This is a genomic window from Allorhizocola rhizosphaerae, from assembly GCF_003426775.1.
GTDB classification, from domain to species: Bacteria; Actinomycetota; Actinomycetes; order Mycobacteriales; family Micromonosporaceae; genus Allorhizocola; species Allorhizocola rhizosphaerae.
In genome coordinates, this window is record NZ_QJUG01000003.1 from 1 (window position 1) to 26,639 (window position 26,639).

The 26,639-nt window shown below is 67.7% G+C and carries 33 protein-coding genes; 19 read left to right on the forward strand and 14 right to left on the reverse strand.

Annotated features, from left to right (window positions below; genetic code table 11):
- Together DM816_RS00935 and DM816_RS00940 are read left to right on the forward strand one after the other, a co-directional pair.
- The coding region (locus tag DM816_RS00935) for a trypsin-like serine peptidase (protein ID WP_425455200.1) at nucleotides 1–291 on the forward strand (291 nt) is incomplete at its 5' end.
- Between the two features lie 75 nt (nucleotides 292–366).
- Nucleotides 367–756 carry a carboxypeptidase-like regulatory domain-containing protein gene (locus tag DM816_RS00940; RefSeq protein WP_162906972.1) on the forward strand — a complete coding sequence of 130 codons (390 nt, stop codon included), beginning with the start codon at nucleotides 367–369 and terminating at the stop codon, nucleotides 754–756.
- A gap of 17 nt (nucleotides 757–773) precedes the next feature.
- On the opposite strand, the gene DM816_RS42050 is transcribed toward DM816_RS00940, so the two are convergent.
- The 4 genes from DM816_RS42050 to DM816_RS42055 all read right to left on the reverse strand — a co-directional run bounded on the left by DM816_RS42050 (nucleotide 774) and on the right by DM816_RS42055 (nucleotide 3,029).
- Nucleotides 774–914 carry a VOC family protein gene (locus DM816_RS42050; RefSeq protein ID WP_162906973.1) on the reverse strand — a complete coding sequence of 47 codons (141 nt, stop codon included), beginning with the start codon at nucleotides 912–914 and terminating at the stop codon, nucleotides 774–776.
- A gap of 56 nt (nucleotides 915–970) precedes the next feature.
- Nucleotides 971–1,717: a hypothetical protein gene (locus tag DM816_RS00945; RefSeq protein ID WP_162906974.1), complete on the reverse strand. Its 747-nt coding sequence runs from the start codon at nucleotides 1,715–1,717 to the stop codon at nucleotides 971–973.
- 11 nt (nucleotides 1,718–1,728) lie between these two features.
- The gene (locus DM816_RS00950; protein WP_117208108.1) at nucleotides 1,729–2,292 is read right to left on the reverse strand and encodes a papain-like cysteine protease family protein; all 564 of its coding nucleotides are present in this window, start codon (nucleotides 2,290–2,292) and stop codon (nucleotides 1,729–1,731) included.
- A 419-nt stretch (nucleotides 2,293–2,711) separates the two neighbouring features.
- Nucleotides 2,712–3,029 carry a hypothetical protein gene (locus DM816_RS42055; RefSeq protein WP_162906975.1) on the reverse strand — a complete coding sequence of 106 codons (318 nt, stop codon included), beginning with the start codon at nucleotides 3,027–3,029 and terminating at the stop codon, nucleotides 2,712–2,714.
- Nucleotides 3,030–3,318: 289 nt separating this feature from the next.
- On the opposite strand from DM816_RS42055, the gene DM816_RS00955 reads away from it, so the two are divergent.
- Nucleotides 3,319–4,029: a LuxR C-terminal-related transcriptional regulator gene (locus DM816_RS00955; protein WP_246001418.1), complete on the forward strand. Its 711-nt coding sequence runs from the start codon at nucleotides 3,319–3,321 to the stop codon at nucleotides 4,027–4,029.
- Here the strand turns inward: DM816_RS00955 and DM816_RS42060 are convergent.
- Together DM816_RS42060 and DM816_RS00960 are read right to left on the reverse strand one after the other, a co-directional pair.
- Nucleotides 4,013–4,162: a hypothetical protein gene (locus DM816_RS42060; RefSeq protein WP_162906976.1), complete on the reverse strand. Its 150-nt coding sequence runs from the start codon at nucleotides 4,160–4,162 to the stop codon at nucleotides 4,013–4,015. The genes DM816_RS00955 and DM816_RS42060 overlap by 17 nt on opposite strands.
- A 31-nt stretch (nucleotides 4,163–4,193) precedes the next feature.
- Entirely contained in the window at nucleotides 4,194–4,952 is a 759-nt protein-coding gene (locus tag DM816_RS00960; RefSeq protein ID WP_117208171.1) for a TetR/AcrR family transcriptional regulator, read from the reverse strand.
- 54 nt (nucleotides 4,953–5,006) lie between these two features.
- Here DM816_RS00960 and DM816_RS00965 point away from each other — a divergent pair, with 54 nt between their 5' ends.
- Entirely contained in the window at nucleotides 5,007–6,545 is a 1,539-nt protein-coding gene (locus DM816_RS00965) for an MFS transporter (RefSeq protein ID WP_117208109.1), read from the forward strand.
- 64 nt (nucleotides 6,546–6,609) lie between these two features.
- Nucleotides 6,610–7,098, forward strand: coding sequence for a hypothetical protein (locus DM816_RS00970; protein ID WP_117208110.1), 489 nt, complete (start codon nucleotides 6,610–6,612; stop codon nucleotides 7,096–7,098).
- A 143-nt stretch (nucleotides 7,099–7,241) separates the two neighbouring features.
- Here the strand turns inward: DM816_RS00970 and DM816_RS00975 are convergent, their stop codons facing one another.
- From DM816_RS00975 to DM816_RS00990, 4 genes are all read right to left on the reverse strand, one after another.
- On the reverse strand, nucleotides 7,242–9,020 hold the full coding sequence (locus DM816_RS00975; protein WP_211588502.1) for a right-handed parallel beta-helix repeat-containing protein: 1,779 nt from the start codon (nucleotides 9,018–9,020) through the stop codon (nucleotides 7,242–7,244).
- A gap of 113 nt (nucleotides 9,021–9,133) precedes the next feature.
- Nucleotides 9,134–9,658 (reverse strand): SgcJ/EcaC family oxidoreductase, encoded by a 525-nt coding sequence (locus tag DM816_RS00980; RefSeq protein ID WP_117208111.1) that lies wholly within the window; start codon nucleotides 9,656–9,658, stop codon nucleotides 9,134–9,136.
- A 111-nt stretch (nucleotides 9,659–9,769) separates the two neighbouring features.
- Complete coding sequence (locus tag DM816_RS00985) at nucleotides 9,770–10,024, reverse strand: sensor histidine kinase (RefSeq protein ID WP_117208112.1); 255 nt, start codon at nucleotides 10,022–10,024, stop codon at nucleotides 9,770–9,772.
- On the reverse strand, nucleotides 10,021–10,677 hold the full coding sequence (locus tag DM816_RS00990) for a rhodanese-like domain-containing protein (protein ID WP_117208113.1): 657 nt from the start codon (nucleotides 10,675–10,677) through the stop codon (nucleotides 10,021–10,023). The genes DM816_RS00985 and DM816_RS00990 overlap by 4 nt, the downstream gene beginning before the upstream one ends.
- Before the next feature lie 108 nt (nucleotides 10,678–10,785).
- Between DM816_RS00990 and DM816_RS00995 the strand changes: the two genes are divergently transcribed.
- Together DM816_RS00995 and DM816_RS01000 are read left to right on the forward strand one after the other, a co-directional pair.
- On the forward strand, nucleotides 10,786–11,280 hold the full coding sequence (locus tag DM816_RS00995) for a TQO small subunit DoxD (protein ID WP_211588503.1): 495 nt from the start codon (nucleotides 10,786–10,788) through the stop codon (nucleotides 11,278–11,280).
- An 83-nt stretch (nucleotides 11,281–11,363) separates the two neighbouring features.
- Nucleotides 11,364–11,720 (forward strand): Rv1678 family membrane protein, encoded by a 357-nt coding sequence (locus DM816_RS01000; RefSeq protein WP_117208114.1) that lies wholly within the window; start codon nucleotides 11,364–11,366, stop codon nucleotides 11,718–11,720.
- Nucleotides 11,721–11,755: 35 nt separating this feature from the next.
- On the opposite strand, the gene DM816_RS01005 is transcribed toward DM816_RS01000, so the two are convergent.
- From DM816_RS01005 to phnD, 4 genes are read right to left on the reverse strand one after another with little or no spacing between them, the layout of a single operon-like run.
- Nucleotides 11,756–12,598, reverse strand: coding sequence for a class I SAM-dependent methyltransferase (locus DM816_RS01005; RefSeq protein WP_117208115.1), 843 nt, complete (start codon nucleotides 12,596–12,598; stop codon nucleotides 11,756–11,758).
- A complete protein-coding gene (gene phnE / locus DM816_RS01010; RefSeq protein WP_117208116.1) occupies nucleotides 12,595–13,365 on the reverse strand; it encodes a phosphonate ABC transporter, permease protein PhnE in 771 nt (256 codons plus the stop codon). The genes DM816_RS01005 and phnE overlap by 4 nt, the downstream gene beginning before the upstream one ends.
- On the reverse strand, nucleotides 13,362–14,072 hold the full coding sequence (locus tag DM816_RS01015; RefSeq protein WP_162906977.1) for an ATP-binding cassette domain-containing protein: 711 nt from the start codon (nucleotides 14,070–14,072) through the stop codon (nucleotides 13,362–13,364). Before DM816_RS01015 ends, phnE begins: the two co-directional genes overlap by 4 nt.
- A 4-nt stretch (nucleotides 14,073–14,076) precedes the next feature.
- Nucleotides 14,077–14,979: a phosphate/phosphite/phosphonate ABC transporter substrate-binding protein gene (gene phnD / locus DM816_RS01020; protein WP_117208118.1), complete on the reverse strand. Its 903-nt coding sequence runs from the start codon at nucleotides 14,977–14,979 to the stop codon at nucleotides 14,077–14,079.
- Nucleotides 14,980–15,083: 104 nt separating this feature from the next.
- On the opposite strand from phnD, the gene DM816_RS01025 reads away from it, so the two are divergent.
- From DM816_RS01025 to DM816_RS01080, 12 genes are all read left to right on the forward strand, one after another.
- Nucleotides 15,084–15,635 (forward strand): carboxymuconolactone decarboxylase family protein, encoded by a 552-nt coding sequence (locus tag DM816_RS01025; protein WP_162906979.1) that lies wholly within the window; start codon nucleotides 15,084–15,086, stop codon nucleotides 15,633–15,635.
- Complete coding sequence (locus DM816_RS01030) at nucleotides 15,632–16,459, forward strand: radical SAM protein (RefSeq protein ID WP_117208120.1); 828 nt, start codon at nucleotides 15,632–15,634, stop codon at nucleotides 16,457–16,459. The genes DM816_RS01025 and DM816_RS01030 overlap by 4 nt, the downstream gene beginning before the upstream one ends.
- A 166-nt stretch (nucleotides 16,460–16,625) precedes the next feature.
- Nucleotides 16,626–17,108, forward strand: coding sequence for a GNAT family N-acetyltransferase (locus tag DM816_RS01035; RefSeq protein WP_117208121.1), 483 nt, complete (start codon nucleotides 16,626–16,628; stop codon nucleotides 17,106–17,108).
- A 215-nt stretch (nucleotides 17,109–17,323) separates the two neighbouring features.
- On the forward strand, nucleotides 17,324–18,709 hold the full coding sequence (locus tag DM816_RS01040; RefSeq protein ID WP_117208122.1) for a pectate lyase family protein: 1,386 nt from the start codon (nucleotides 17,324–17,326) through the stop codon (nucleotides 18,707–18,709).
- A 260-nt stretch (nucleotides 18,710–18,969) separates the two neighbouring features.
- Entirely contained in the window at nucleotides 18,970–19,452 is a 483-nt protein-coding gene (locus tag DM816_RS01045; RefSeq protein ID WP_117208123.1) for a cation:proton antiporter regulatory subunit, read from the forward strand.
- Nucleotides 19,453–19,466: 14 nt separating this feature from the next.
- Nucleotides 19,467–20,663 (forward strand): cation:proton antiporter, encoded by a 1,197-nt coding sequence (locus DM816_RS01050; protein WP_117208124.1) that lies wholly within the window; start codon nucleotides 19,467–19,469, stop codon nucleotides 20,661–20,663.
- A gap of 103 nt (nucleotides 20,664–20,766) precedes the next feature.
- On the forward strand, nucleotides 20,767–21,036 hold the full coding sequence (locus DM816_RS01055) for a metal-sensitive transcriptional regulator (RefSeq protein ID WP_117208174.1): 270 nt from the start codon (nucleotides 20,767–20,769) through the stop codon (nucleotides 21,034–21,036).
- Between the two features lie 29 nt (nucleotides 21,037–21,065).
- On the forward strand, nucleotides 21,066–21,275 hold the full coding sequence (locus tag DM816_RS01060) for a heavy-metal-associated domain-containing protein (protein ID WP_117208125.1): 210 nt from the start codon (nucleotides 21,066–21,068) through the stop codon (nucleotides 21,273–21,275).
- A complete protein-coding gene (locus DM816_RS01065) occupies nucleotides 21,272–22,183 on the forward strand; it encodes a hypothetical protein (RefSeq protein ID WP_117208126.1) in 912 nt (303 codons plus the stop codon). The genes DM816_RS01060 and DM816_RS01065 overlap by 4 nt, the downstream gene beginning before the upstream one ends.
- Complete coding sequence (locus tag DM816_RS01070; RefSeq protein ID WP_117208127.1) at nucleotides 22,173–24,389, forward strand: heavy metal translocating P-type ATPase; 2,217 nt, start codon at nucleotides 22,173–22,175, stop codon at nucleotides 24,387–24,389. The genes DM816_RS01065 and DM816_RS01070 overlap by 11 nt, the downstream gene beginning before the upstream one ends.
- Before the next feature lie 165 nt (nucleotides 24,390–24,554).
- Nucleotides 24,555–25,481 (forward strand): sulfotransferase domain-containing protein, encoded by a 927-nt coding sequence (locus DM816_RS01075; protein WP_162906980.1) that lies wholly within the window; start codon nucleotides 24,555–24,557, stop codon nucleotides 25,479–25,481.
- A gap of 170 nt (nucleotides 25,482–25,651) precedes the next feature.
- A complete protein-coding gene (locus DM816_RS01080; protein ID WP_246001411.1) occupies nucleotides 25,652–26,455 on the forward strand; it encodes a peptidylprolyl isomerase in 804 nt (267 codons plus the stop codon).
- Nucleotides 26,456–26,639: the final 184 nt, after the last annotated feature.

The following is a 26,639-nucleotide window of genomic DNA, read 5'->3' on the forward strand; positions in this document are numbered from 1 at the left end:
TGGACCTCGGCCAGCCTGATCGGCACCTTCGTGCGGACCCAGGGCTACCCCGGCGACAAGCCGATCAACCAGCAGTGGGCCTCCGACGGCACCATCCAGTCCGAGTCGCTGCGGCTGTTCTACAACAACGACACGGTCGGCGGGCAGAGTGGAAGCACCGTATATGTGCCGAACCTAGCCGGTTGCGGGCACTGTAGTGCGGCCATCCACGCCTACGGCGGCAGCCTCAACAGCGGCCCGCGGATCAGGGAACCGGTGTTCAACAACCTCGTCGCTTGGATCAACGCGTAACGAATAAACATGGCCCCGGACAGCTCCCCGTCCGGGGCCAGCCCCAGCGCCGTCACAGATCAGAGGAAGTCACGCATGCCCCGCTCCACCGCCATGGCCGCGTTGGCAATGGCCGCGACTCTGCTGGCGGCCTGCGCCGGCGAACGCGGGCCCGGCGCGCCGCAGCCGCACGATCCGGTCAACCCGTCTGTGACCGCGGCCGGTCCGGCAGCGCTCGGCAACGTCACGGGCCTGGTCACGGACGCCGCCGGCAAACCGCTGTCCGGCATCCTGGTGCAGGCGTCCTCATTGGACAACCCACCGCGGCCCGTGCCCGAGATCGCCATCACCACCGACGCGGCGGGCCGCTACACCTGGTCGCTGCAGCCGGGGAAGTACGAGCTCGACGCCGGCGGCGCGAAGACGACCGTCACCGTCACGGCCGGCGAGCACATACAGGCGGCCGATCTGAAGGCGAACGGCTGAAGTAACCGACCTCCGGATTATGCGCCGGGGCGGGCGGGCTCCCAATAGACCTCGACGCGGTGACCATCCGGATCGTGGGTCTTGAAGCCCACATAGTCCGGCTCGTCGGCGGCCTCGTCGCTGACCGGCAAGCCGAGATGGGTCAGTCGCATGGGCACGGGCTCATCCTAAGGTGCTGCACGAGCGAATTTTCCCGTGCAGCACCTTGGCTCCCCTACAGGCGGTGCGCCAGCGGGGCCGACGGGCGCCGCCACGCGAGCCAGAGCACGAGCCCGGCCAGCGCAAGCGCCAGCCCGAACCCGAGCGGTGTCGCGCCACGGCTCTCGGCCGGGACACCACTTCCGCCCTCGGCCGAGTCGAGGTCCATCGGGCTCGGCTGATGCGCCTTGCGGACGGCCGCCCGCAGATCATTCCCGGCGTTGAGGCGCTCGACCATCGCGGCCGCCACAGCGGACAATCCGGATGCTTTGCCGTCGGGCGTCACCTCGACGAGACCGCCCATGCGGGGATCCGCAACGACTTTGCCCGTACCTTCGCCTGTCACCAGCGCCTTGCCCGCGGTGACGTCATCGTCGGCGTAGGCGAAGGCGACCTTCCCGTCAGGGGTGAAGACCGCGGCGATCGTGCCGACGACCTGGCCGTCGCGGTACAGGGCGGCCACCCACTCGTCGCGTGCCACAACGGTCTCGGCCGAGGTGCCGGCGACGAAGGCGGGGTTCCAGTTGTGCAGGTGCACCGGCGCCCCTGCCGTGTACACGCCGCCTGATCTGCTGGCGTCAAGCCCGACCGACCTGGTCTCCAGCACGTCGCTGGCGACCTGACCCGCGTCATAGGCAAACCACGACACGATGGGCTGGGGCGCGGAAGGGGATGCGGATGCGGGCGAACCGAGCAGCACAAGGCCGATGGCGAGCGCCGCCGTCGCCAGCACACCGATGCGTAGCGTCTTCTTAGCAGTCATGTCAGCCTCGTTCACTGCCGGTAGAGATAGATGAGGGCGGTGGTTGTGGTCCAACTCGAGTTGGAGTTGTAATTGGCCCATTCGCGGGACGCGGTCGTGCCGGTCAGCGGGTCTATATAGGACACTCCCGTGGAGTAGCCCGTGCTGTAGTACCCACGGATGACGTGGGCGTGCGCGCCACCGGAGTTCCACGCGATGCCGCTGTAGATCGGGCGCGAGGTGTCGATCTCCGCGACGGTCTGGCCCCAGCTCAGGTCCACCGTGGTGCCGGGGTTGACCCCGTGGATGTCGAGCGCGCGCATCACGTTCGCCCGCGAGCCCGCCTGGTTCGGGCAGGTCGAGATGCCTTTGCCGTCCTTGACGATCTGGCACTGCGCGATGATGCGGCCCGTCTGGTACTTGATAATCATCTTCGAGGCCGCGGCCCAGCACCAATTCGACTGCTCCTGCCGGTAGGCCGTGACGCTGAGGTACCGCTCGGCCCCGAGCGCCGCGTGCGGTGCGGCGATCGCCAAGCCGAGGGAGACCATCAGCACGGCGACAATCCGTGCCGGGTGCCTCCGCAATCCGTTCACGTGCAACCTCCTGTGGGTTGGTAGGTCGAACCGCGAAGCTGCCCGAAGCGGTTCGCCGCCAAGTATCGGCACCCGTCTCACAGATCCCTCACCTGTTGATCACAAGACTGGTTGGATGGCTTCGTGGATGGGCCGATTGAGTGGATCGGACGCCGAGCGGTGGACGACGGCGTCGTCGAGGAGTGGTTCCGCCTGGTCGGGCCGGCTGGCGGGGTTCCGGGGGTCCTGTGGCTTCCGCTCGCCCCGGTGTCCCCACCGCCTGTGGTCCTGCTGGGACACGGCGGTAGCGGGCACAAGCGAAGCGAGCGCATCATGGGCCTGGCCCATTGGTTTGCGTCACATGCCGGTCTCGCGGCTCTCGCGATCGACGGGCCCTTCCATGGTGATCGAGTTGCCGCTCGGCTGACCGCTGCGGACTATCAGGCACGCATCGCCGAAGGGGGATCGAAGTCGTCCTCGATCGAATGGCAGACGAATGGAGGGCAACCGTCGACTCCCTTGGGGCCCTTGGCATCGTGGACACCGAGCACCTCGGATACCTGGGAATGTCCATGGGCACACGGTTCGGCCTTCCTTTGGCGGCCGCCATGGGCGACCAACTCCGCTGTGTCGTCCTCGGCAAGTTCGGTGTTCGGCAAGGACCGGCCATGCACAAGGGCTTGTTGACCACCGGTGAGAAACGGCCGCTCCGGCGGCTTACCGAGGCCGCTGGAGGAATCCGGCTTGTGACGGGCCACGGGACGCTGCGCAGGCGCCTTTCCTGGCGACGATCATCTGCGTGCACTGCGGTCGGTTCGGGGCCGAGTCCTGAGCCTTCACGACCCCACCGTCCATATTGGACGATAATGCCGAGTGGAGGCAACCGGTTGGTGGGCGGCAGGTCCTGCTGCCGATTTCGTTTTCATAATCCGCGAACCTGGAGCGCACTCATGCGCGTCATGTCCTCAGCGTAGTTTGAATCTATTCTGACGTTCGAAATAATTACAATGATCCCTGTTTCACGCGTCGCATGTGCACGTGAAACGCATGAACCTGGGGGGTTACATGGTTTCGAGCCTGCCGGCGTCGGTGCTTGTCTGTCACAACCTGCCCATAGTGCGCGAGGGCCTGCACAGGATGCTTACCGCCACCCCCGGCATCGATGTTGTCGGTGCCGCTGACAACGTCACGCAAGCGATCGTCGCCGCCCGGCAGACGCGGCCGCACGTGGTGCTGACCGGCCTGGCGCTCGGCAGCTCCTCGGGGATCGAGGTGATCGAGCGCCTCGGCCGCGAGGATCTCGACCCGCCGCCGCGCTTCCTGATGTACGCGACGATCGAGGACAATGAACTGCTCACGGCGGTCCTGCGGGCGGGCGTCAGCGCGGTGCTGGCCGACGACGCGAGCCCGGAGGAGATGGTTCTCGCCGTGCGCATCGCCGCCCGCGGGCAGGCGATGCTCGGCCCCGGCGTGGCCGAGCGCATGCTGACCTGGTTTCGCGGGCGCAACGGCGAATCCACGGTGCAACCGACGATGCCCATGTCCGAGCTCGCGGTCCGCTCGCTGACCCCGCGCGAGCGGGAGATCCTGCTGCTCACCGCGAGCGGCATGTCCATTGACGACATAGCACACCAACTTTACATTGGACCGACCACCGTGCGGACCCACATCTATCGACTCCGGACCAAACTGCAGGTGAAGGACCGCGCGCAGCTGGTGTCCCTGGCCTACCAGGCGGGGCTCATGACGCCCGCTTGACCCGTGCCAGGCCGACCTCCCGCCACAGGTCGCCCGGCCGGCCGAGCCGTGCGACCTCGTGGCGGACGCGCAGGTAATACCGCGAGGCGCGCAACTCGTGGGTCATCGCACGCACGCCACACAACTGCATCACCACGCTGATGGTCGCGCTCGCGGTCTCAAAGCTAACGCCTAGCGGGGCGCTTGCCGCGCTTGGGGAGCTCTTGCTGTTCCAGCCGCACAGCCAGGCCGTCGAGCAGGCTCACGAGGCCGAACTCGAAGGCGAGCGCCCGAATGACCGTCGGGTCTTCGCTCTGCATGCGTTGGTAGCCCTCCAGCAGCTCCGGGTAGTTGGCGGCCTCGGCGGCCTTCTCAAACAGCGGTCCCATCTCCGCCACGACCGCGCGCGGGTCGCCACCGGACTGGGCGAGCATGCGTTGCCATGAGACCTCGGACAGGGCCCACCCCAGGACGTACACCGTCACCGACGAGGCGGCGTAATCGACGTTGTAGCCGGCGAAGCCCGCGTCGCGCAGCGCGCCCGTGAGGTGGCTCATGGCCCGCAGCGCGTTGGGGCCGATGGCCGGCCGCGACCCCACCAAGGGCACGGCCCACAGGTGCCGGGCAAGCGTGTCGCGCATCGAGTAGGCGAACCGCTGCACGACATCGCGCCAGCGCAGTCCCTCCTCGTCCAGGGGCACCTTCAGCTCGCCGTAGACCTCGTCGAGCACCAGGTCGAGCAGCTCGTCCTTGTTGGCGACATGCCAGTAGAGGCTGGTGGCACCCGACTTCAGCCGGGCGGCCAGGCGCCGCATGCTCAGCGCGTCCGCGCCCTCCCCGTCGAGCAGGGCGATCGCCTCCCGCACGATCTGCTCCCGGCCCAGCGTCGGGGCCTTGGCCTGCCGTTTCTCCCGGGTCCACACCGAGCCCGCCATCTTCTGCATCACACGAGCATAAACCCTCTCGCACACTGTGCGAGGATGTCGTACAGTGTGCGAATGCAATCGCACACTGTACGAGAAGAGGTCCCGGTCCGGGACCCCAGGCGCTGGTGGATCCTGGCCGTGCTCTGCCTCAGCCTGCTGGTCCTGGTCGTCGACAACACCGTGCTCAACCTCGCGATCCCGGCGCTCATGACCGACCTCGGCGCCACGCCGTCGGACATCCAGTGGGTTCTCGACGCGTACATCCTGGTCTTCGCTGGTTTGCTGCTGACCTCGGGCGCGCTGTCCGACCGCTATGGGCGGCGGCGCATGCTGCTCATCGGGTTGGCCCTGTTCGGCGGGGCGTCGCTGCTCGCGCTTGTGGTGCAGGAGCCGTGGCACCTGATCGCCGTGCGGGCGCTCATGGGCGTCGGCGGCGCGCTGCTCATGCCCAGCACGCTGTCCATCCTGATCACCGTCTTCGCCGAGGACGAGCGGCGCAAGGCATTCGCCGCGTGGAGCGCGGTCGCGATGGTCGGCGTGATCGCCGGGCCCACCGTCGGCGGTTTCCTGCTCGACCAATACTGGTGGGGGTCGATCTTCCTGGCCAACGTGCCGATCGCGATCGTGGCGATCATCGCGGCGCTGCTGCTCATGCCGGAGTCGAAGGGCCCGGCGCGGGCGATCGACCCACTCGGCGCGGTGCTGTCGACCGTCGGCATGAGCGCCCTCGTCTACGCGATCATCGCCGGGCCGGTCGACGGCTGGTCCGAGCCGCGCGTGCTGATCGCCGTCGGCTTGGCAGTGGTCGGCCTGATCGCCTTCATCGTCTGGGAGCGGCGGACCGAGCATCCGATGCTGCCGCTGGGGTTGTTCCGCGACCGCCGGTTCAGCGGCGCCAGTTTTTCCATTGTTCTGCTTTCTTTCGGTACCGGTGCGCTGCTGCTCATGCTCACGCAATACCTCCAGTTGGTGCAGGGCTACACGCCCATCAAGGCGGGCCTGGCACTGCTGCCCTACGCCGTCGCGGCCGCACTGTTCAACGCGGTCGGCGCCGGGCTGGGCCAGCGGGTCAGCAACCGCCTGCTGATCGCGGTCGGTCTGGTGGTCATCGCGGCCGGATTCTGCGTCATCGCGTTCCTCGACGCGGACAGCAGCTACGGCACGCTCATTGCCGGGCTGCTCATCATGGGAGTCGGCGGCGGGTTGGCCGGACCGGCGGCCTACACCACATTGCTGGGCGCGGTGCCGCCACAGCACGCCGGGGTCGGGTCGGCGCTCAACGACACCGTGCAGCAGGTCGGCATGGCCCTGTCGGTGGCGGTGCTGGGCAGCGTTCTGGCGTCCGTCTACACCGGACGGATGCCAGAGTCGGCGCCCGACGCGGCGCGCGAGTCGATCGCCGGTGCGGTCGCACTGGGCGACCCGGGCATCATCGCGGCGGCCCGCGAAGCGTTCGTCACCGCAATGGCCCTCGGCTCGTGGATCGCCGTCGCCTTCTCACTGGCGGCAGTGGCGCTCGCGCTCATCATGCTGCCCCGCACCAAACCGGCCGCACCCGCAGCACCCACAGCCGACCCCACACCGGAACTCGCCAAAACCACCACCCACTAACCCCTTTCCGGTCGAGCCGCGCTACCCAAGTGCCAGCGTGACCGGCCGGTGGCATCATTGCCCGATGGAAATCCTGCCTGGCGAGGGCGTGGCATCGGCAAAGGTGGGCCACAGCCGGGACGAGGTCGAGCATCGCCTAGGTGCGCCTATACATCCCGGCCGCTCACGCAGAGCGGTCTACGACACCGTTCCCCAACTTGTGCTGACCTATACAGAGGACGACACGGTCGAAATCGTGGAGCTCGGCTATTGCGGTAACGGTGGTGAGGAGGTTTTCTTCGACGATGTTCAGCTGACCTACCGGTTCCTCGACGACGTCGTGGCTGACCTGGCTGCGAAAGGCTACCGCTACGAGCCGATCGACATCGGATATCGGTTCGAGCCAGGCTTCGCGATCTGGTCGATGGGATCAAGGTGGGCCAGGGACTTGGACCCTGACGCGACGGAGGATGATCCCCGTCGGGTCTGTGAAGGTGTATCCGTTGCACCGTACGACTACTTCCGGCCGCCGACCGAAGAGGAGATCGAGGCGTACATCCGCAAACTTCGGTGAGTCCTTGTAGCCTCTTCGCCCCGGCGGTGGAAAAGCCGGATGAGATCACCGGTGTCGGCGTACGCTCCGCGCAGGAGATCATCGCCGAGATCGGTGGGACGTGAGGTGGGACCGGGGCGAAAACCCCGGCCCCACAATGGTTTTCAGAAGCGGGCTCCCACGTTGGCGTTGTTGCTGGGGCGCAGGAACGTGGTTGACGGGATCGAGCCGTCGGCGTTGCGTGGCCCGGTGATGACACTGGGATCAGTGCTCTGCAACGACCAGCTGCCGCCCAGATCCCACGAGTTGCCCGAGCCGCTGGAGTTCGAACCGTAGGAGTGGGTGGTGCCGTTGGCCACGGCGAGGTTGCCGGTCAGCGTGCTGTCGGAGCGGTCGAAGTCGAACCCGGTCCCGGGGTTGTCCCACGCGGTGCACCGCTCGATGCGGTGTTGGCCCGGGTTGTTGTTGTCGATGAACCCACTGACCGCGTTGTCCCATGCCATGCTGTTGCGCACCGTGATGTTGGCCGCCACACCGTTGCCACCGAGCTTGAACCCGTTGCCGTCGCCCGTGAAGTTGGGGATGTTCCACCGGTTGAACCCGTTGCCCCACGCCAGGCTGTTCTCCACCAGGATGGGCGATTGGAACATCCAGAAGTCCAGGCCGTCGTCGGAGTTGTTCCACAGGCGGGCTCCGCGCACGACGTTTCCGGTACCAGATCCCTCTTTGATGGCAAGGCCGTCGGCCGACTCGCCGTTGTTGCGGGGGTCGCGGTTGCCGTAACTGTCGAGGTTGACAATGGTGTTGTTGCTCGACGTCAGGAACAGGTGGAACCCCGACTCATAGTTGTCCCGGGTCACCAGCCCCTCATAGTAGTTGTTGCTGGAGTCCAGGCCGAAGACGCCATAGGGGCCGTGGATGATTTCCAGTCCGATGATGCGCCACCAGTCACCCTCGATGTGGATCGCGCCACGCTCCGGGCGGGGGATGGTCGAGCCGACGGCGCCGGGGGTGTAGGGCATGTTTTCGCCGTCGAGGATGACCCGCTCGTTGTTGTAGTTGCGCATCGTGATCGGCTGCGACGACGTGCCGTTCTTGAGGATCTGAATGTTGGTGGACGGGGCGTAGGTGCCACCGCGGATGTAGATGGTGTGTCCGGGCTGGGCCAGATCGACCGCCCGCTGGATGGTCCGAAGTGGAGCGGCAAGCGTGCCCGCGTTGCTGTCGTTGCCGTTGGTCGCCACGTAGACAGCGTTGCCCGCCGGAGTCGATGGACTGACGCTTGGCGACACGCTCGGCGACACGCTCGGCGAAGGCTGCGCTCCGTCGTTGACCGCGACGTCGTCGAAACGGGCGCTGGCGTAGAACGTGGCCACGCCCACCTGCCCGCTGGCGAATTGCGTGTCCGTCGCGGTCAGAGCGGTTCCGCCGTTGACCATGCCGCGCAGCGTGCTGCCCGAGACTTCGAGGCTCAGCGTGTGCCATGTGTTGAGCGAGAACGTGACGCCGGCCGAGGCCAGCGTGGTCGCCGAGCCACCGACGAGCTTCTTCAGCTCGACCGTGTTGTTGCTGCGCAGCGCGAGATAGTAGTAGCTCGTGGACGACTGGACCCGGGCGAGCACCGCCACGAACCGGTTGCTGCCGTTGATCGCGGTCGGCTTGACCCGCGCGGTCACCGTGTAGTTGGTCCAGGTGGCCGAGCCGGCGCGGGCACGCGCGTCCGAGCTCGTGCCGCCCTGCTGATAGACGGGTGTGCCGTCGGCGACCACCGACCACGACCCGCCCGATGTCGTCCAGCCGCCGGCGTTGCCATCGTTGAAGTCATCACTGAACAGCGTCGCCGCCGCAGCCGTGGTCGACAGTCCAATCACGACCATCGCCGCCGCGGCCAGGGAGCCCGCGGCGGCCGCCACGAGCCCCTTGCGCCCGGTTGGCTTTCCCATGACCGTTAGCCTCTCCGTATCGGCATACTTGATTGGCCCTCAGCCTAGGGAAAGCGCTTTCCTAAGTTCAATAGCCTGCGTTTGCAGGTTTGTTGCAGTGGCCCGGCTCGTGGCTACCCGGTCTTCTCCGGCATGGCCGACGAGTGGTGGTTGATGATGAGCCACTTGCCGTCGCGCAACTCGTAGACGTACGTGTAGCGCGCCTCAACCTGCTGCTGCTTTCCGTCTTTGGTGAGGGTGAAGACGTACACGCCCGCGTCGACGGCCGTGTTGTCGTCCAGGACATGGATGGTCGACTCTTTGATCGCGCCCTGCGGCTTGCCCTCCAGGAAGTGGATGAAGTAGTCGACAATCTCGTTGCGGTCGGTGCGGACGTTGTTGGAAAGCGTGGGCAGGAGCACCGCGTCCGGCGCGTAGCGGTCGGCCACCCGCTGCGGGTCGCCGGTGGCCAGCGACGCGTTCCATTCGGCGAACAGGTTCGCGATCGTCTCCTTGGTCGGCGTCTGTGATGCACCGGCGGCGGTCGCCGCGTGGTATGCCGTTACACCCGCTGCCTGGCTTGTGCCGCACGCGGCGGCTCCCAGCGCCAGCGCTGCGGCAAGCGCACCGGTGACAACGAATCGTGGTGTCCTTCGCACTCCGAATCCTTTCTCGGCGGGATCTTCAACACCACCAACGATGCGGAGTCGCCATCCAGCAACGGGTCAGCGGACCGGCAAGGGAGTGCAAGGTTATGGCAAGGATTGTCTTTACGTGGCTTGGGGCGTGCGCAGCACGATGCGGACGGTCACGCCGCCGGAGGGTGATTCTTCCAGCGATACGGTACCGCCATCGTCCATCAGGAGCTGTTTGACGATCGCGAGACCCAGCCCCGAGCCCGGCCTGCTTCCGGGCTGCCGCCGCCCGCGCCAGAACCGGTCGAACGCCCGCTCGCGGTCATCCGGACTCCGGGGTGTAGGCGCCTCGTCACCGTGGCGCTGACCCGGCGCCGCCACCCGGGTCATCCGGACTCCGGGGTGTAGGTGCCGAGGAGCCGGCCGTCGGAGCTGGTGACGATGGCAAGGGCGACGCGGCGGCGGCGCATGCGTTCGTTGAGGTCCTTGACTTCCTCGCTGGGCCGCACCGTGCTCACGCCGAACGTCATGGCCTGCTCCGCGGTCAGCTCGCCCGGCTGGTGGTGCAGCGCGTCATGGGTGAGGATGCCCTGCAGGATGTGGTCGTCGGTCACGACACACAACTGCGCCTCGCGACCGAGCCTTTCCCGCAGCGCCGCGAGGGTCGTGTCGGTGGGGCAGGTGGGCACGTCGCGGTCGAGATGGTTGCCGACCAGATCGGCGTTGCCGTCAAACGGGAGACCGAAGGACAGCCAGTCCATCTTCCCGCCCGCGTAATCGTAGACCTGGCGCAAGCCGAGCCGCTGCAGCCGGACCGCCGCACGCGGGCTCATGTCGCACTCCGTGTTGTTGCAGTACGTGATCACGGGCCGCTGTGTGTCCAGGGCTGCCGCACTGTCCGCGTCGAGCTCCTTGAGGTGCAGGTGGACTGCGCCGGGCAGGTGCGCCCACTCGTACTCCGGGCGCGGCAGCACCTCCACCAGCTGGGCCCGGTGCGACGCGATCAGCTGCAACACCGCGGCACGCTCCACGATCTCGACCATGTCCGGGACTTTCCCGCCTCGGGGCGGGAGAAAACGCGGGTGCCCGATAATGCTTTCGTAAGGACGTCAATGCTTGCCTGCCTACCGGCGCGGGAGTTGAATCGGCTGGTGAACACTTCATCCACGAAGCTGGATCGCGCGCTGCTGGCCGTGGTCCGCGTGGGGCTCGGGTTCCTGTGGCTGGGGGGTGCCGGCTGGAAGGTGCCGCCGGAGTTCGCCGACCTGCGCCACTGGACGGGCTTCGCGGTGCAGTTTCCGGTCCTCCCCCCTTACACGTGGTTGGTGGAGCACGTGGTGTTGCCCAACTTCGCGTTCTTCGGCTGGGCCGTGCTGTTCCTTGAGGCTTCGCTGGGCGGCTTCCTCCTGGTCGGCCTCGGCACGCGATTCTGGGCGGTGCTCGGGATGGCCCAGACATTGGCCATCATCTTTTCGGCGCTGCGGGCTCCGCACGAGTGGCCCTGGTCGTACTTCCTGATGTTCATGGCGCACCTGGCCGTTTTCGCCACGGCGGCCGGGCGCTATGCCGGAGTCGACGGCGTGTTGCGGCCCGCGTGGCAACGGTCCCGCTCGTGGCCGGCCCGGACCCTGGTGAGGGTGTCATGAGCGAGGGCTTGCCCGAGCGAATCGAGGGGCATGCGCCGCGGAGCGCAGCGGAGGGACGCCACAGTAGCGAGGGCTTGCCCGACATGAGCGCGCGGACCGCGGCCGACCGGGCCGCCGTGTGGCTGGGCGTCGCCTCGCCGGCGAGCCTGATTTTCCTTGTCCTCAAGCGGGAACTGCACTTCGTGCTGATCCCTCAGGCGGGCATCGCCGTTGCCATCGTGCTCGGCCTGCTGGCGATCGCCGGCGGCTGGCTACGTGTGCGGGCGGTGGTGCTCCTGGCGGGAGCCGGGTTCCTCGCGGCTGCCATCGCGCAAGTCGTGTTGCAAACCAACGGCTCCTCGCTCGCCACCAACAGCAACGGCTCCACGTTCGGGCTGTGGCTGGGGCTCGGCTTCGGCCTGCTGGCAGTCGCCCTCACCCGCGCGGACCCGACGCCCTGACCCACCACACGAAGCGCCCGGCTCGCCGGCCTCGATCAGCGGCCATCGGAGGTTCGCGGCTGAGCCGTTCCCTGCCACCACAGGGTGACCAGCTCGCGTCCGGATGAGCCGAGGTCGGGTGGGGTGTGCTCGCTGATTGCGTCGCGGCGCAGCGCGGCCGCGACATCGCCCGCGCGGTGCGGCGGCAGGCAGAGGCGGCGGCGGGTGACATCGACGAGCGTTTCAAAGCTCGCATACTCGGCCATCGGCGTGCGGGTCCACCGTTCGGATTCCACGTCGAGGCCGAGCGCCCGCAGCGCCGCGATGGCGTCCTCGGCCGTGGGGCCTTCCGGCCGGATGATGCCATGGAATTCTTTCCAGTACCGGTTCAGCTCCGCCAACGGATGGCGCACCGTGATCTCGGCGATGACGACCCGGCGCGCATGCGAGGTCAGCGCCGCCACAAACGGCTCCAGCTCGGCGACGTTGTAGAGCACGTGATGGCACAGCACCACGTCCGCCGGCTCGACCTCGCCCGCGACGTCGGGCCACCTGCCGCACACCAGCCGCGCCTGCACACCCAACGGCGCGGCACGCTTGCGCAGATCGTCGAGCAGTGGCCGATGCGAGTCCACGGCGGTCAGGCCGGTCAGCAACCGCGCGAGCGGCAGGCTGGCCGCCCCGGCCCCGGCCCCGATGTCGAGCACGGTGCCGCCGTCGCCGAGCGCCTGCACGGCCAGCCGATGCGACGCGCCTTCCGGATGCGCGATGTAGCGCTCGGCCCGCCGCGCGAACACCTCGTCGGGCAACACCCACGGCGACTCGTCCACCGCCAACAGGATCGACTCCGGGATGCGCCAGGCGGCCAGGTCGTCCGCCCACGCACGCAAAACGTTCATGAGGTCGCTCCCAATCTGCGGCGCACCGCGCGCGAGGCTCGATCGACAACCAGGATGATGGCGAGTATCGCAAGGATCAGCGTGGACAGTTCGTCGTACCGGAAAAGTTTGAGTGAGATGGCGAGCTCCTGCCCGATCCCACCGGCGCCGACGAAGCCCAGCACGGTCGAGGTGCGCAGATTGCACTCCCACTGATAGAGCAGCAGCGAGGCCAGTCCCGGCGCGGCCTGCGGGACGACGGCCAGCATGGCGGTGGCCGGGCGGCCCGCGCCGGTCAGCCGCAGCGCCTCGACCGGGCCGGGGTCCACCGCCTCCATCTGCTCGGCGCACAGCTTGGCCAACAGTCCCGCGCCGTGCACGGCCAATGCCATCGCACCGGCCGCCGCTCCCGGGCCGACCGTTGCCACGAACAGCAACGCCCACAACAGGTCTGGCACACCGCGCAGCATCGCCGCGACGACACGCGCCGCGGAGCGCAGCGGGCGCGGCGCCTGCACGTTGCCCGCGATCAGAAACGCCAGCGGCAGCCCGAGCAGAGCGGCAAACAGCAGGCCGGTCAACGAGATCTGCACCGTCTCGACCACCGCCGCGGCCACGTCGCCCAGGAACTCCCGCGAGAGGTCCGGCGACAGGAAGCCCTCGATCAGCGCGGCGGCCCCCTGCCTGCCCTGCACGAGCGCGGCGACGCTCACCCCGCTGCCGCTCACCGCCCATCCGAGGACGACAGCCAGCGCGGCCGTCCCGACCCACCGCGAAGTCGTCGTCACGTGTAAATCTCCGCGCCGATGGTGGCACCGTCATGGGCCAGGCGCCCGTCGCGCAGCGCCAGGATGCGGGGGAACCGGCCCGCCACCGCCAGGTCGTGCGTCGCGACGATGACCGTCACCGAGCCGGGCAGCGCGCACAGCGCGTCCACGGCCGCCGCCGCGTTGACCGGGTCGAGCCCGCTGGTCGGCTCGTCGGCGAGGATCAGGCGCGGGCCGGGCAGCAGCGCACGGATGAGCGCGACCCGCTGCCGCTGCCCTCCGGACAGCTCACGCACCGGGGCGCTCAGTGACTCGGCGACGCCGTGGCGTTCGGCGAGCGTGCCGAGCCGGACGGCGTAACGACTCGGCACGCGTCCACACAGGACGGTCAACCAATCGCGCACCGTCCACTCTGGACTGCTACCCATAAAAGCATTTGTCCGGGCAGTCAGACCCGGCACCAGATCGCCGCCCTGCCGGATGACACCGGTGGCGCGGCGCACGGCCCGGCGCTGCGCCGCGGAATACGGGTCCATCCCGCCCACCCGCACGGACCCGGTGGCGCAGACCGCGCCCAGCAGCGCACGCAGCAATGTGGACTTGCCCGCGCCGGACGGCCCGAGCAGCGCGACGTGCTCCCCCGCGGCGATCCGCAGGCTCAGCCCGTCGACCGCGCGCAACCGGCGGTGCGCGAAGTCGACCGTCAGATCACTGGTGTGGATGTCCACTCGTTCAGCCGTTCGTGGTGAGCAGGCCGAGATCCGTGGCGGCGCGCCGGATCGGTTCGTAGTCGGCAGGGGTGACCGCCGTGTATCCCTTGGCCCGCATCAGATCGAGCAGCACCGTGTCCTGAATGGACACGAACGCGTCGGCGAGCGCGGCCCGCGCCGGTTCACCGAGGGCCGCGCGCATCACCCACGGATAGCCCTGGACGCGGCGCTCGGCGATGACGCGCAACCTGCCGGCCGGCACCTTGCCCTCCTTCTCCAGGCGGCGCAGGATCCGAAGCTCGATGCCGCCCGCGTCCGCCTGCCCGCTCAGCACCGCTTGCGCGGTCGCGTCGTGGCCGCCGGTGAAGCTGACCCTGCGCAGTGGCGGGCATTCGTCGACCTTGCGCGGCGAGCATTTCGCCCCCGCGTCCGCGAGCATGAGGCGCGGATACAGGCTGCCAGAAGTGGAGCTGACGTCGCCGAACGCGAACGACCGTCCGGCTTGGACGATGTCGGCGCGCAGGTCACGATGGGGCACGTCGTCGCGGACCACGATGGCCGACACATACTCCGCCGTGCCCGTCTCGTGGTCGATCTCGGTGACCAGCGGCGTGAGCTTCGCCTGCTGCTCGGCCTGCACATAGGTGAGCCCGCCCAGATAGGCCAGGTCGATCCGCCCACCGGCGAGCGCCGCCACCACGCCCGCGTAGTCGGCCGCGACGAACAGCTCCACCTTGACGCCCAGGCGTTGGCGCAGGTGCTCGGCGAACGGTTCATACTTGGCGCGCTGCTGCTCCGGCGCGATGTTGGGGATCAGGCCGACACGAAGCGTTTCCGGAAGCCCGTTTTCTTCAGAAGCTTTTCCTCCAGTACACGCCGAGGCGAACACGAGCGTCAGGACGATCAAGGACACGAGTCGGCGCACGCCTACAACGGAACCATGCGCGTGCCGGTTCGTGTCTTACGAAACGATGACATCCTTGAGTGCGTCGATGACAACACGAGCACGGGCCGCCTAGCGTGATCGCCGTGACTGCCGTCCGTCTGCTCGCCGCCGCCGACGCCCCGCTGCTGGCTGCTCCGTATTACCGGGGCGGCGACCCGGGCCCGATCGTGCGCTCGCTGGCCCACGTGCCCGAGCTGCTGGAGGCGGCCATGCCGTTCATCGGTGTGGCGCTCGGGCCGTCGGGGATCCCGTGGCGGACCAAGGAGCTGGTGATAGTCCGGGTTTCCGCGCGGGCCGGGTGTCGGTACTGCGTGCAGGCGCACACCGCCGTCGCGCTCGACGCGGGCCTGACGCGCGACGAGATCCTGGCGCTGCGGCTCGCACACGACTTCCGGCAGGTGTTCACCGATCCACGCGAACGCGCGGTGATCGCCTGGTCCGATGCCGCGACATCGTTGACCCCGCCCGACCCGCAGACGCGGGCGGAGGCGGCCGAGCACCTCGCCGAGCACGAACTGGTCGAGTTGACCGTCCTCGCCGGGGCCACGCTGATGCTCAACCGGCTCGCGACGATGCTCGAATTGCCCACGGCGCCAAGCACTCTGGCCCGTCTCAACGAGCTGGCTCTCGCATGAGCGAGATCGCTGAAGCGGTAGCCGGTGGGCGGCTGCCGGGTCGGCTTTGGATGTATGCCAACTACCACTGCAACCTGGCGTGCACCTACTGCCTGACCGAATCTGCGCCGCAGGTGCCGCGCCGCGAACTGGGCCCAACCCGCATGGTCGAGATCGCGCGGGAGGCGTCCGAGCTCGGCTTCACCGACCTCGGCGTCACGGGGGGCGAGCCGTTCCTGCTCATGTGGCTGCCGCAGACGCTGGCCGAGATGGCAACGCATCTGCCCGTGCTGGTGCTGACCAACGGCACACTGTTCAGCCCGAAGCGGCTGGCCCGGCTGGAGCCGATCCGCGGGAGCTCCGTGGCCATGCAGATCTCGCTGGACCGGCCCGATCCCGACGCCAACGACGAGATGCGCGGCGCGGAAAACTTCGCCAAGGTCGTCGACGCCATCCCGCGTTTGGTAGATCTAGGCATTAGGGTACGCATCGCGACCACCGTGGAGTCCATTGAGGACGCTGAGCTGGACCGCCTGTGCGCGCTGCACCGACAGCTGGGCGTGCCCGACGAAGACCACGTCATCCGACCCATCGTGCGCCGCGGCCGGGCCGTGGACTACCGGCTCGGGGTCGACGCCCAGCGCGATGACCTGCCCGCCGAGCTGACCATCACCACCGACGGGGCCTACTGGAGCCCGTTCGGTCCGACCGTCCACAGTGGAGTCGTCGGCACCGACCTGCTGATCACGCGCACCACGAGCCCGCTGAGCGTGCCCGCCAACGCCCTGCTGCGATTGGTCGAGGCCCGGCCACCGGGCGACGACATGACGCTCAATATCCGTTGAGCGTGAAGCCATCGGTGCCCGGTCGGGTACCCTTAAAAAAAACCGGCGACGGACCGGAAGGCCGACATGTAGCATGCTTGGCCATGGAGTGTTTTGCCGCTTGGCGGGTTCGTCCCTGAGGGAGTTCATCGGACCATCCACCCCTCAGGACGAAAGGCACACTCCCATGTTCATCCGTTCCTTCGTTCAGCCTGACCTCCCACGGCTGGTCGAGCTGACCATCGAGACCTTCGGACCGTTCTACGAGCAGTCGTTCCGGCGCATCGTTGGCGAGGCCGTTTTCGCCAACCAGCACGGCAACTGGCGCGACGACTACCGCACGCAAGTGCCGCAGCTGCACGACCCGAGCCAGCACAGGCAGGTCGCGGTCGCGCAGGTCGACGAGATCATCGTCGGTTATGTGGCGTGGAGCGTCGATCCGGCGCGCAAAAACGCCACCATCGTGATGCTGGCGACGTCAGCCGACCATCGCAGACACGGACTCGGCACGGCGCTTTGCGAACACGCCTTCGCGCACATGCGATCGCTTGGCGCCGAGGTGGTCGAGATCGGCACCGGCGGCGACCCGTTCCATGCACCCGCGAGGGCCTTGTACGAAAGCCTCGGGTGCACCCTGTTCCCGGTCGCGCACTATTTCCGCCAGCTCTGACGCACGCGCGCAAGGACCGTTGAGCAGCTCCGGCTGCCAAACGGTCCTTGCATTCATCGATTGATTCTGACATGCTGTCGGTCGGAAAGCGCTTTCCTAGCTGGTGTACCGGGCAGCGCCAGCGTTGTCCACGCGTGTGATAAGCCGGGCGGCGCGGTCGGCGGGTCGCACGTCCCGTTTCGTCGTGTGACGAGCTAGCCCCTTCGGAGACGAAGATGCGCTTCAAAACTGTTTTCGCGTGTGTCGGTCTGTTGACCGGTGCCGTGGTGGTGTTGTCTCAGCCCGCCGCGCATGCCGCGCCCGTCCGGTATGAGGCAGAGAATTCCCCGGCGGTGTGCACGGGCACGATCGATTCGAACTGGGCCGGGTTTTCCGGGTCCGGGTTTTGCAACGGCAACAACGCGGTCGGTGCCTACCTGCAGTTCACCGTGAACGCTTCGGCTGCGGGCACCGCCACGTTGGGGGTGCGGTTCGCCAATGGCACCACGACCGCCCGGCCGGCGGGTTTGGTCGTCAACGGGTCCACGGTTCAGACGCCGTCGTTTGAGGGCACCGCAGCGTGGAACACGTGGGTTACCAAGACCCTGTCGGTGTCTGTGAACGCGGGCAGCAACACGATCCGGCTCAACCCGACCACCGCCAACGGGCTGCCCAATGTGGACTGGCTGGATTTCGAGGTCGGTGGCGGTAATCCGCAACCGCCCGGTGGGATCGTCGGCTGGGCCACACAGGGTGGCGGCACGACCGGTGGTGCGGGCGGCCCGACGGTGACGGTCACCAACTGGAACGACTTCCGCACTCAGGCGCAGGCCTCCGGTGCCCGCACGATTCTGGTCAGCGGCATGCTGTCCGGTTCGGGCACGGTGGAGATCAGCGCCAACAAGACAATTCGCGGTGTCGGCGCCAGTTCGGGGGTTTCCGGGACCACGTTGAACATCGAGGACATGCGTCCGGCGAATGTGATCATTCAGAACATGAACATTCGTGGGGTGCGGGGTACTGATGCGATCCAGATCGAGAACGCCACGCACATCTGGATCGATCACAACACGATGTCCTCGACGATCGAGAGTGATCCGGACTTTTATGACGGGATGCTGGACTGCACGCATGCCTGTGATTATGTGACGGTGTCGTGGAACATCATCCGTAATCACTGGAAGACGTCGCTGGTGGGGCATTCGGACAGCAATTCTGGTGAGGATCGGGGTCATCTGCGGATCACGTATCATCACAACTGGTTTGACCGGACGTTTGAGCGTAGTCCGCGGGTGCGGTTCGGTGAGACGGTGCACGTGTACAACAATTTTTACTCGAACGTGAACAACAACTCGGCTTCGTATGCGATCGCGTCGACGATGGATGCGGGTTTGCTGGTTGAGGGCAATGTGTTCGAAAACGTGCAGCAGGCGTGCTGGTCGGCAAGTGGCTACGCCGATTCTGATCCGGGTCGGTTGGTGGCGCGTAACAATTCGCTGACCAATTCCGGTCCGTGTGAGACCAACGGCTCGGTGGCAGCCGTGCCGTACAGCTACACGGCCGAAAACGTCGCCACTGTCAAGGGATCCGTCACCGCCAACGCGGGCGCGGGCAAACTCTAGACACGACACCACACGCGGCGGCCGGCCTCCATCCGGTCGCCGCGCGAAAGCAGCCCCCACCCGGGTGCGACTTGCCCCGGCAAGACGCACACCAACCACCCCCGCCGGCATCTCGGCGCAGCGGCCATGCGGGACGGCCGGTGCGAGGCACCATGCGAGGTAGCACCATCCACTTCGGACGGCATGGGGGGTCGGGTGGCCATGCGGGCGCGCTTTTGGGATGATCTCCGCGTTGGGTGACGGTGGAAGGGACCAGCACGATGGACGTGGAGCGCACAGATCTTCCCGGAATTGGGCTGCGGCACGAGTTTCGCACGACTCGCGGCCAGCACGCGGCAGTGATCTCGCATCACACCGGCCGTCGCGATGTGGTGGTCTATGACCGCAACGATCCCGACACCGCGCTCGCGATTTTGACCCTGACCCCGGACGAGGCCAACGGCCTGGCGGAGTTGTTGGGTACCGCCCGGTTGGTGGAACGGTTGGCACAGCTGAACAAGCAGGCCACCGGGCTGGTGACGTCACAGACCCCGATCGCCACGGACTCGGTCTACGACGGGCAGACACTCGGCGACACCCAGGCGCGCACCCGCACGGGCGCGTCCATCGTGGCGGTGGTGCGCGGCAGTGAGGTGATCGCGTCCCCACGGCCGGACTTCCGGTTCCGCGGGGGCGACATCGTCGTGGTGGTCGGGACCGAGGAAGGGACCGCTGCGGTGGCCCAGATCCTGGCCCACGGTTAGCCGGGACAGCGGGCATGCACAGCGCCATTGTCCTGATTGAAATCGGCGCCATCGTCCTCGGCCTGGGACTGTTGGGCGCGCTTTCGGTGCGGTGGAGCATCTCCCCGATCCCGCTGTATCTTCTGGCCGGTTTGGCGTTCGGCAAGGGTGGCGTCCTCCCGTTGGCCACGAGCGAGGAGTTCACCGCGACCGGTGCCGAGATCGGCGTGATCCTGCTGCTGTTCACCCTGGGACTGGAATACACCGCGCCGGAACTGGTGGGCACGCTGCGCAACAACGCCCCGGCGGGCCTGGTCGATCTCGTGCTCAACGCGGCGCCGGGGGTCGCGGTCGCGCTGCTGCTCGGGTGGGGACCGGTCGCGGCTGTCGCACTCGGCGGCATCACCTATGTCACGTCCTCCGGCATCGCCGCCAAGGTCATGGCCGACCTCGGCTGGGTCGGCAACCGCGAGGTGCCGGTGGTGCTGTCGCTGCTGGTGTTCGAAGACCTCACCATGGCCATCTATCTGCCGATTCTCACCGCGCTACTCGCCGGGGCGGGTCTGCTGGCGGGGTCGATCACCCTGGCGATCGCGGCGGCCACGATCACCGTCATCCTCGTCATCGCGTTGCGGTTCGGCGGGCTCGTGGAGCGTCTTGTCGCCTCGCCCAGCGAGGAGGTGCTGCTGCTCAAGGTGCTCGGGCTGACCCTGCTCGTGGCCGGTGTGGCGCAGTACCTGCAGGTGTCGGCGGCCGTGGGCGCCTTCCTGGTGGGGATAGCGCTGTCCGGCCCGCTCGCGCACACCGCCCGCCAACTGCTCACCCCGCTGCGGGACCTGTTCGCCGCGGTGTTCTTCGTCTTCTTCGGGCTGCACACGGACCCGACGCTGCTGCCACCGGTGGCGTGGATCGCCGCGCTCATGGCCCTGGCGGGGATCGCCACGAAGCTGGCCACCGGCTGGTGGGCCGCCCGCCGCGCCGGGATCGGCACCGCGGGGCGCCTTCGCGCCGGGGCGGCGCTGATGCCGCGGGGCGAGTTCAACATCGTCATCGCCGGGCTGGCCGTTGCGGCGGGCATCAACCCTCAGCTGGGGCCGCTGGCCGCCGCGTATGTGCTGATCCTCGCCGTGTTCGGCCCGATCGCGGCGCGCGGTATCGAACCTCTGGCGCGCTGGAACGCCGCACGCAGGCGCCGCCGCCTGACGGTGACGCCGGAACCGACTGCGGACTGACGCCAGTACCCCCTAGGGGTATGATCGGGGTCACGCGCCGGGTGGTTGATACCCGAGGGGGGTAGGGGTAGATTCATGGGTAGGACGAATGGGGGTGCTGATAATGGACAAGAAGGCTGACAGTCTGGCCCGGCTGCGCCGGGTGGAGGGGCAGATGCGCGGCCTGCAGCGGATGGTCAAGGCGGACGCATACTGCATTGATGTGTTGACGCAGGTGTCCGCGGCGACCAAGGCGTTGCAGTCGTTCGCGCTGGAGTTGCTGCACGAGCACATGGCCACGTGCGTCGTCGACGCCGCGGTCAAGGGCGGCCCCGAAGCCGACGCAAAGGTGAAGGAAGCCTCCGACGCCATCGCCCGCCTCGTCCGATCCTGACAAACACTGACACCAGAGGAGCTTTCGCCATGACCATTCAGACCTACACCGTTTCCGGCATGACCTGCGGCCACTGCGTCAACTCCGTCAGCTCGGAGATCGGCAAGCTGCCCGGCGTGCGGGACGTCAAGGTCGACCTGGCGTCGGGTGCGGTGACCGTGCAGTCGGAGCAGCCGCTCGACGACACGGCCGTGGCCGCGGCCGTCGATGAGGCGGGATATGAGGTGGTGAGGGCGTGAAGACACCAGCGCAGCTAGGGTTGTTCGGGTTCGGCCTGGTGGCGGTGTTCGCGGTGGCTTGGGGAGCCGGCACTCTCGCCGGCCCCATCGCCGCCCCGTCCGAGGGTGATGCCGCGCACGGGGGCGGGCATGAGGAGCCCGCCGGCAGTCCGGTGAAGATCCCCGGCGGGTTGCAGGTCGCGCAGGATGGTTACCGGCTTGAGCTCACCACACCGACCCTGTCGACGGTGGACGCGCAGCCGTTCACGTTCAAGGTGATCGGGCCGGACGGCAAGCCCGTGACGGCCTATACCACCGCGCATGAGAAGGACCTGCATTTGATTGTGGTGCGCCGTGACCTGTCCGGGTTCCAGCATGTGCACCCGGCGCTCGGGCCCGACGGGCTGTGGTCGGTGCCGCTGAAGGTGGCCGAGCCGGGCGTTTATCGGGTGTTCGCCGACTTCGTGCCGGCGGGCCGGGCCGAGGGCCTGATCCTGGGCGCGGACGTCAATGTGCCGGGTGACTTCCGGCCGCGGGCCGTGCCGGTCGGTGTGGTCGACGACTACACCGTCACGCTGGAGGGCGACCTCGTCCCGGGCACGTCGTCGAAGCTCACGCTGACCGTGTCCAAGGGCGGCAAGCCGGTCACCGATCTGCAGCCTTATTTGGGTGCGTTCGGTCACCTGGTCGCGTTGCGCCACGGTGATCTGGCCTATCTGCACGTGCACCCCGACGAAGGCACCAAGGCCGGGCCGCAGATCGTGTTCTACGCCGAGGTTCCCAGCGCCGGCACCTACGGGCTGTATCTGGACTTCCAGCACGAGGGCACGGTGCGCACGGTGTCGTTCACCGCGACCACCGCGGGTGTCGTGACTCCTCCAACCCCAACCCCTACACCGAGCAAGGACGGGCACGGACATGGTCACTAAAATCGCCGCGCAGCAGATCGAGCTGGCGATCGGCGGGATGACCTGTGCCTCGTGCGCCGCACGGATCGAGAAGAAACTCAACCGGCTCGACGGTGTGACGGCGACGGTCAACTACGCCACCGAAAAGGCGCACATCACCTTCCCCGACACGGTGACACCACAGGAGCTGGTGTCCACTGTGGAGGCGACCGGCTACACGGCGGCGCTTCCGTCCACTGTGGAGGAGGCGGCCGAGGTCGATGAGCTCAAGCCGTTGCGTGACCGGCTGATCACCTCGATGGTGTTGTCGGTGCCGGTCATTGCGCTGGCGATGATTCCGGCGCTGCAGTTCACCTTCTGGCAGTGGCTCTCGCTGGCTCTGGCCGCACCGGTCGTGGTCTATGCCGGCTGGCCGTTCCACCGGGCGGCCTGGGCAAACCTGCGGCATGGCGCCGCGACCATGGACACTTTGATTTCTGTCGGTACCCTGGCGGCGTTCGGCTGGTCAGTCTATGCCCTGTTTTTTGGTACCGCGGGCGAACCCGGCATGACGCACCCGTTCAGTTTCGCGATCGAGCGGGGCTCCGGCGCGGGCAACATCTACCTCGAGGTCGCGGCCGGGGTCACGATGTTCATTCTTGCCGGACGCTTCTTCGAGGCGCGGTCCAAGCGGCGGGCCGGTGCCGCTCTGCGCGCGCTGCTCGAACTCGGCGCCAAGGACGTGGCCGTGCTGCGCGGCGGTGTGGAGACGCGCATCCCGATCGACCGGCTGGTCGTGGGCGACCGGTTCGTGGCCCGGCCCGGGGAGAAGATCGCCACCGACGGCGTCATCGTCGACGGCGTGTCCACGGTGGACAACTCGATGGTGACCGGCGAATCGGTGCCCGTCGACGTGCAGCCCGGTGATCGGGTGGTCGGCGCGACGGTCAACGTCAGCGGCCGCCTCGTGATCGCGGCGCAGCGGGTCGGCGCCGACACCCAACTCGCCCAGATGGCCAAGCTCGTGGAGCAGGCCCAGACCGGCAAAGCGGCGGTGCAGCGGCTGGCCGACCGGGTGTCGGCGGTGTTCGTGCCCATCGTCATCGCGCTCGCCGTGGCCACGCTTGGCTTCTGGCTCGGCACGGGCGGAGGTCTGACGGCGGCATTCACCGCGGCCGTGGCCGTGCTGATCATCGCCTGCCCCTGCGCGCTAGGGCTGGCCACGCCGACCGCGTTGCTGGTCGGCACCGGACGCGGCGCGCAGCTGGGCATCCTGATCAAAGGTCCGGAGGTGCTGGAGTCCACCAGGACGGTCGACACCATCGTGCTGGACAAGACCGGCACGGTCACCACCGGGCACATGACCCTGCTCGATGCCGTCATCGCGGAAGGCGAGGACCACGACGAGGTGCTGCACGTGGCCGGGGCACTGGAGTCCGCGTCCGAACACCCGATTGCCAAGGCCATCGCGGCGGCTGCGGCTTCCACCGGTACCGTCGACAAGTTTTTGAACGTAGAAGGATTGGGTGTCAGCGGGACCGTCGGCGACAAGAAGGCGTTGGCCGGGCGTGCGGCTTTGATGGCCGAGCACGGCCTGGACATGCCCGCCCAGCTGGAGTCGGCGCGCCAGGAAGCGCAGGCCAAGGGGCACACGGCGGTCCTGGTCGGCTGGGACGGCCGGGTGCGGGCGGTGCTGGCTGTCGCTGATGCCGTCAAGCCCACCAGCAAGGCGGCCGTCGCCGCGCTGCGTGGACTGGGGTTGACGCCGGTCCTGCTCACGGGCGACAACACCACCGTGGCCCACACGATCGCGGCCGAGGTCGGCATCGACCAGGTGATCGCCGAGGTGCTGCCGCAGGACAAGGTGGAGGTGGTGAAACGTCTTCAGGCGCAGGGCAAAGTCGTGGCGATGGTCGGCGACGGGGTCAACGACGCCGCCGCGCTGGCGCAGGCCGACCTGGGTTTGGCCATGGGCACCGGCACCGACGTGGCCATCGAGGCGTCGGACCTGACGCTGGTGCGCGGTGACCTGATGGCCGCGGTGGATGCGATCCGCCTGTCCCGCAAAACTTTGGGCACCATCAAGGGCAACCTGTTCTGGGCGTTCGCCTACAACGTGGCCGCCCTGCCCCTGGCCGCCATCGGGGTGCTCAACCCCATGATCGCCGGACTCACCATGGCGCTGTCATCGGTGTTCGTGGTCTCCAACAGCCTACGACTACGCCGATTCAAGGCAATCGCGGCGTAACGTTGCTGCCGGGCGCGTCCACAGTGGACGCGCCTGGCCTCACCATCCCGGACATCATCGACCGGGCCGAGCGGGTCCATCACTGATCCTAGGTAGCGCCACGGGCGCGGTCGGAGTCAGTATGGTACGAGCATGAGCCACGCTGACGGTAGGGGAGGCCACATTATGTCGGAGCTGAAACGGTACCGGACAATGGTTTCCGACAACGCACTCTGGGTCGACTTCCCATTCCGCGCCGACGACATCGTGATCAGCCCACCGGCGAAATGCGGCACGAGCTGGATGCAGATGCTGTGCGCCTTGCTGATCTTTGATACGCCGCGGTTTCACCGTCCGCTGACCGAGATCTCACCATGGCTCGACGCCACCACCTACGACTTCACCGCGACGGTCGCCACGCTGGAGGCCCAGAAGCACCGGCGCTTTATCAAGACGCACACCCCGCTGGACGGGTTGCCCATCGTCGAGGGCGTGACCTACATCTGCGTCGGGCGTGACCCCCGCGACGTGGCCATATCGTTCGACCACGCGATGGCCAACGTCGCCCCGGAGGCGATGCAGAAGGCCGCGGCCATGGTCGGCCTCGGTCCCGACGATGCCCCGCCGCCACCACCCGAGGACCCGGTCGAGCGGTTCCGGATCTGGGCCGACGCGGAATTCATCAACGGACCCGATGGCATGGGCGCGACGATGGCCAACATGATCCACCACCTGCAGACCTACTGGGACCGGCGGCACGAGCCACATGTCGTGCTGTTCCACTACCACGAGCTGCTGGCAGACCTGCCCGGTCAGATGCGCCGCCTGGCCGATGCGCTGGGCATCGACGTCACGACCGAGCGCATCGAGCAGCTTGCCGCCGAGGCCGCCTTCGACCGCATGCGGGACCGCGCCGACGAGCTCGCACCCGGCCTCGACAGCAACATCTGGCGCAGCAACCGCGCCTTCTTCCACTCCGGCACCAGCGGGCAGTGGCGAGGGCTGCTCGGTCCCGACGACATCCGTCACTACCAAGACCGCCTGGCCGAGCTCGCCTCGCCCGACCTCATCGACTGGCTCCACACCGGCTCGGCCGGCGGGCCGGACCGCTAGGCACACGGCTGCGGTGAAGGCCGGCGATTCCGCGATGCTGCCACTCCGACGCTCTGGGCGCGCTGCGCCCCGGGATTCCCGCCCCGCTGATCGTCCAGTTAGGACAGCAGCTCAATGCGTGCCGATTTGGGTATCCTCCATCCCAACACGGGTTGACAGGGAGAATAGAAGTGAGTAGCACGATGCAGCGCGAGCGGGCGGCGGCACGGGCCCGGCTGGAGCGTCAGATCGCCGAGAAACTCGAAAAGGCCAAGCGCCGCAGGCAGCGCACGATCATCGCCGGATCGGTGACCGCCGGGCTGGTGCTGATCGGTGCTGTGGTCTGGGCGATCACGGCCAACGGCGGCGAGAAGCCCGCCGACGCGGCGCCGCAGGATCCGGGCTGCGTCTGGACTCCCGACGACACCACGGCCAACCCTGATCTGAAGGATGTGGGAGCCCCGCCGACGGGCAAGGCCCCCGCCAAGGGCACGCAGACCATGACCCTGGACATGAACATCGGCGTGGTCGAGATCGAGGTGGCGACCGCCAAGGCGCCGTGCACCGCGCAGAGCATGACCTACCTGGCGAACAAGAACTTCTTCGACAACACCAAGTGCCACCGCCTCGTGACCGATGGGATCCACGTGCTTCAGTGTGGCGACCCTTCCGCGAAGGGCACGGGCGGCCCGTCCTACAAGTTCGCCGAGGAGAACAAGCCCGACAAGACCGACTACTCGCAAAACTATCCCGAGGGCACGGTGGCGATGGCCAAGGCCCAGGCACCCGGTTCGACCGGCAGCCAGTTCTTCCTGGTCTGGGGCGAGACCCCGCTTCCCGGCGACTACACCATCCTGGGCAAGATAACCAAGGGCCTCGATCTGATCAAGAAGGTCGGCGCCGAAGGCGCCACCGAGGCCGACGCCAACGGCCTCACCGCACCGAAGAGCGAAGTCATCATCAAGAAGCTCACCATCACGCCGCCCCAGTCCTGAGCCGCACCGGAAGGTTTTGAATACGAATACCGGAAGGTGGCCCCGATACCTTCGGGCACCAGCCGGCCAAACGGACACGCCATTGTTGAGGGGGAGGGCGCCGGCCTCGGGATGCGACCACACCATCCCCACATCCCGAGGTCGGCCTTCCCACCGTTGCGGCGCAAGCCGTCCGGTGTGGCGT

Coding starts and splice junctions, on each gene's coding strand:
- DM816_RS01030 (WP_117208120.1), top strand. CDS start 15,632: ATGAGCGAGATCGCTGAAGCGGTAGCCGGTGGGCGGCTGCCGGGTCGG.
- DM816_RS00970 (WP_117208110.1), top strand. CDS start 6,610: ATGGAAATCCTGCCTGGCGAGGGCGTGGCATCGGCAAAGGTGGGCCAC.
- DM816_RS00960 (WP_117208171.1), bottom strand. CDS start 4,952: ATGCAGAAGATGGCGGGCTCGGTGTGGACCCGGGAGAAACGGCAGGCC.
- DM816_RS01055 (WP_117208174.1), top strand. CDS start 20,767: ATGGACAAGAAGGCTGACAGTCTGGCCCGGCTGCGCCGGGTGGAGGGG.
- DM816_RS01075 (WP_162906980.1), top strand. CDS start 24,555: ATGTCGGAGCTGAAACGGTACCGGACAATGGTTTCCGACAACGCACTC.
- DM816_RS00965 (WP_117208109.1), top strand. CDS start 5,007: ATGCAATCGCACACTGTACGAGAAGAGGTCCCGGTCCGGGACCCCAGG.
- DM816_RS00940 (WP_162906972.1), top strand. CDS start 367: ATGCCCCGCTCCACCGCCATGGCCGCGTTGGCAATGGCCGCGACTCTG.
- DM816_RS00955 (WP_246001418.1), top strand. CDS start 3,319: ATGAACCTGGGGGGTTACATGGTTTCGAGCCTGCCGGCGTCGGTGCTT.
- DM816_RS01000 (WP_117208114.1), top strand. CDS start 11,364: ATGAGCGCGCGGACCGCGGCCGACCGGGCCGCCGTGTGGCTGGGCGTC.
- DM816_RS01045 (WP_117208123.1), top strand. CDS start 18,970: ATGGACGTGGAGCGCACAGATCTTCCCGGAATTGGGCTGCGGCACGAG.
- DM816_RS00975 (WP_211588502.1), bottom strand. CDS start 9,020: ATGGGAAAGCCAACCGGGCGCAAGGGGCTCGTGGCGGCCGCCGCGGGC.
- DM816_RS01040 (WP_117208122.1), top strand. CDS start 17,324: ATGCGCTTCAAAACTGTTTTCGCGTGTGTCGGTCTGTTGACCGGTGCC.
- DM816_RS00945 (WP_162906974.1), bottom strand. CDS start 1,717: ATGACTGCTAAGAAGACGCTACGCATCGGTGTGCTGGCGACGGCGGCG.
- DM816_RS01050 (WP_117208124.1), top strand. CDS start 19,467: ATGCACAGCGCCATTGTCCTGATTGAAATCGGCGCCATCGTCCTCGGC.
- DM816_RS01005 (WP_117208115.1), bottom strand. CDS start 12,598: ATGAACGTTTTGCGTGCGTGGGCGGACGACCTGGCCGCCTGGCGCATC.
- DM816_RS00990 (WP_117208113.1), bottom strand. CDS start 10,677: ATGGTCGAGATCGTGGAGCGTGCCGCGGTGTTGCAGCTGATCGCGTCG.
- DM816_RS01060 (WP_117208125.1), top strand. CDS start 21,066: ATGACCATTCAGACCTACACCGTTTCCGGCATGACCTGCGGCCACTGC.
- DM816_RS01035 (WP_117208121.1), top strand. CDS start 16,626: ATGTTCATCCGTTCCTTCGTTCAGCCTGACCTCCCACGGCTGGTCGAG.
- DM816_RS01070 (WP_117208127.1), top strand. CDS start 22,173: ATGGTCACTAAAATCGCCGCGCAGCAGATCGAGCTGGCGATCGGCGGG.
- DM816_RS00985 (WP_117208112.1), bottom strand. CDS start 10,024: ATGACCCGGGTGGCGGCGCCGGGTCAGCGCCACGGTGACGAGGCGCCT.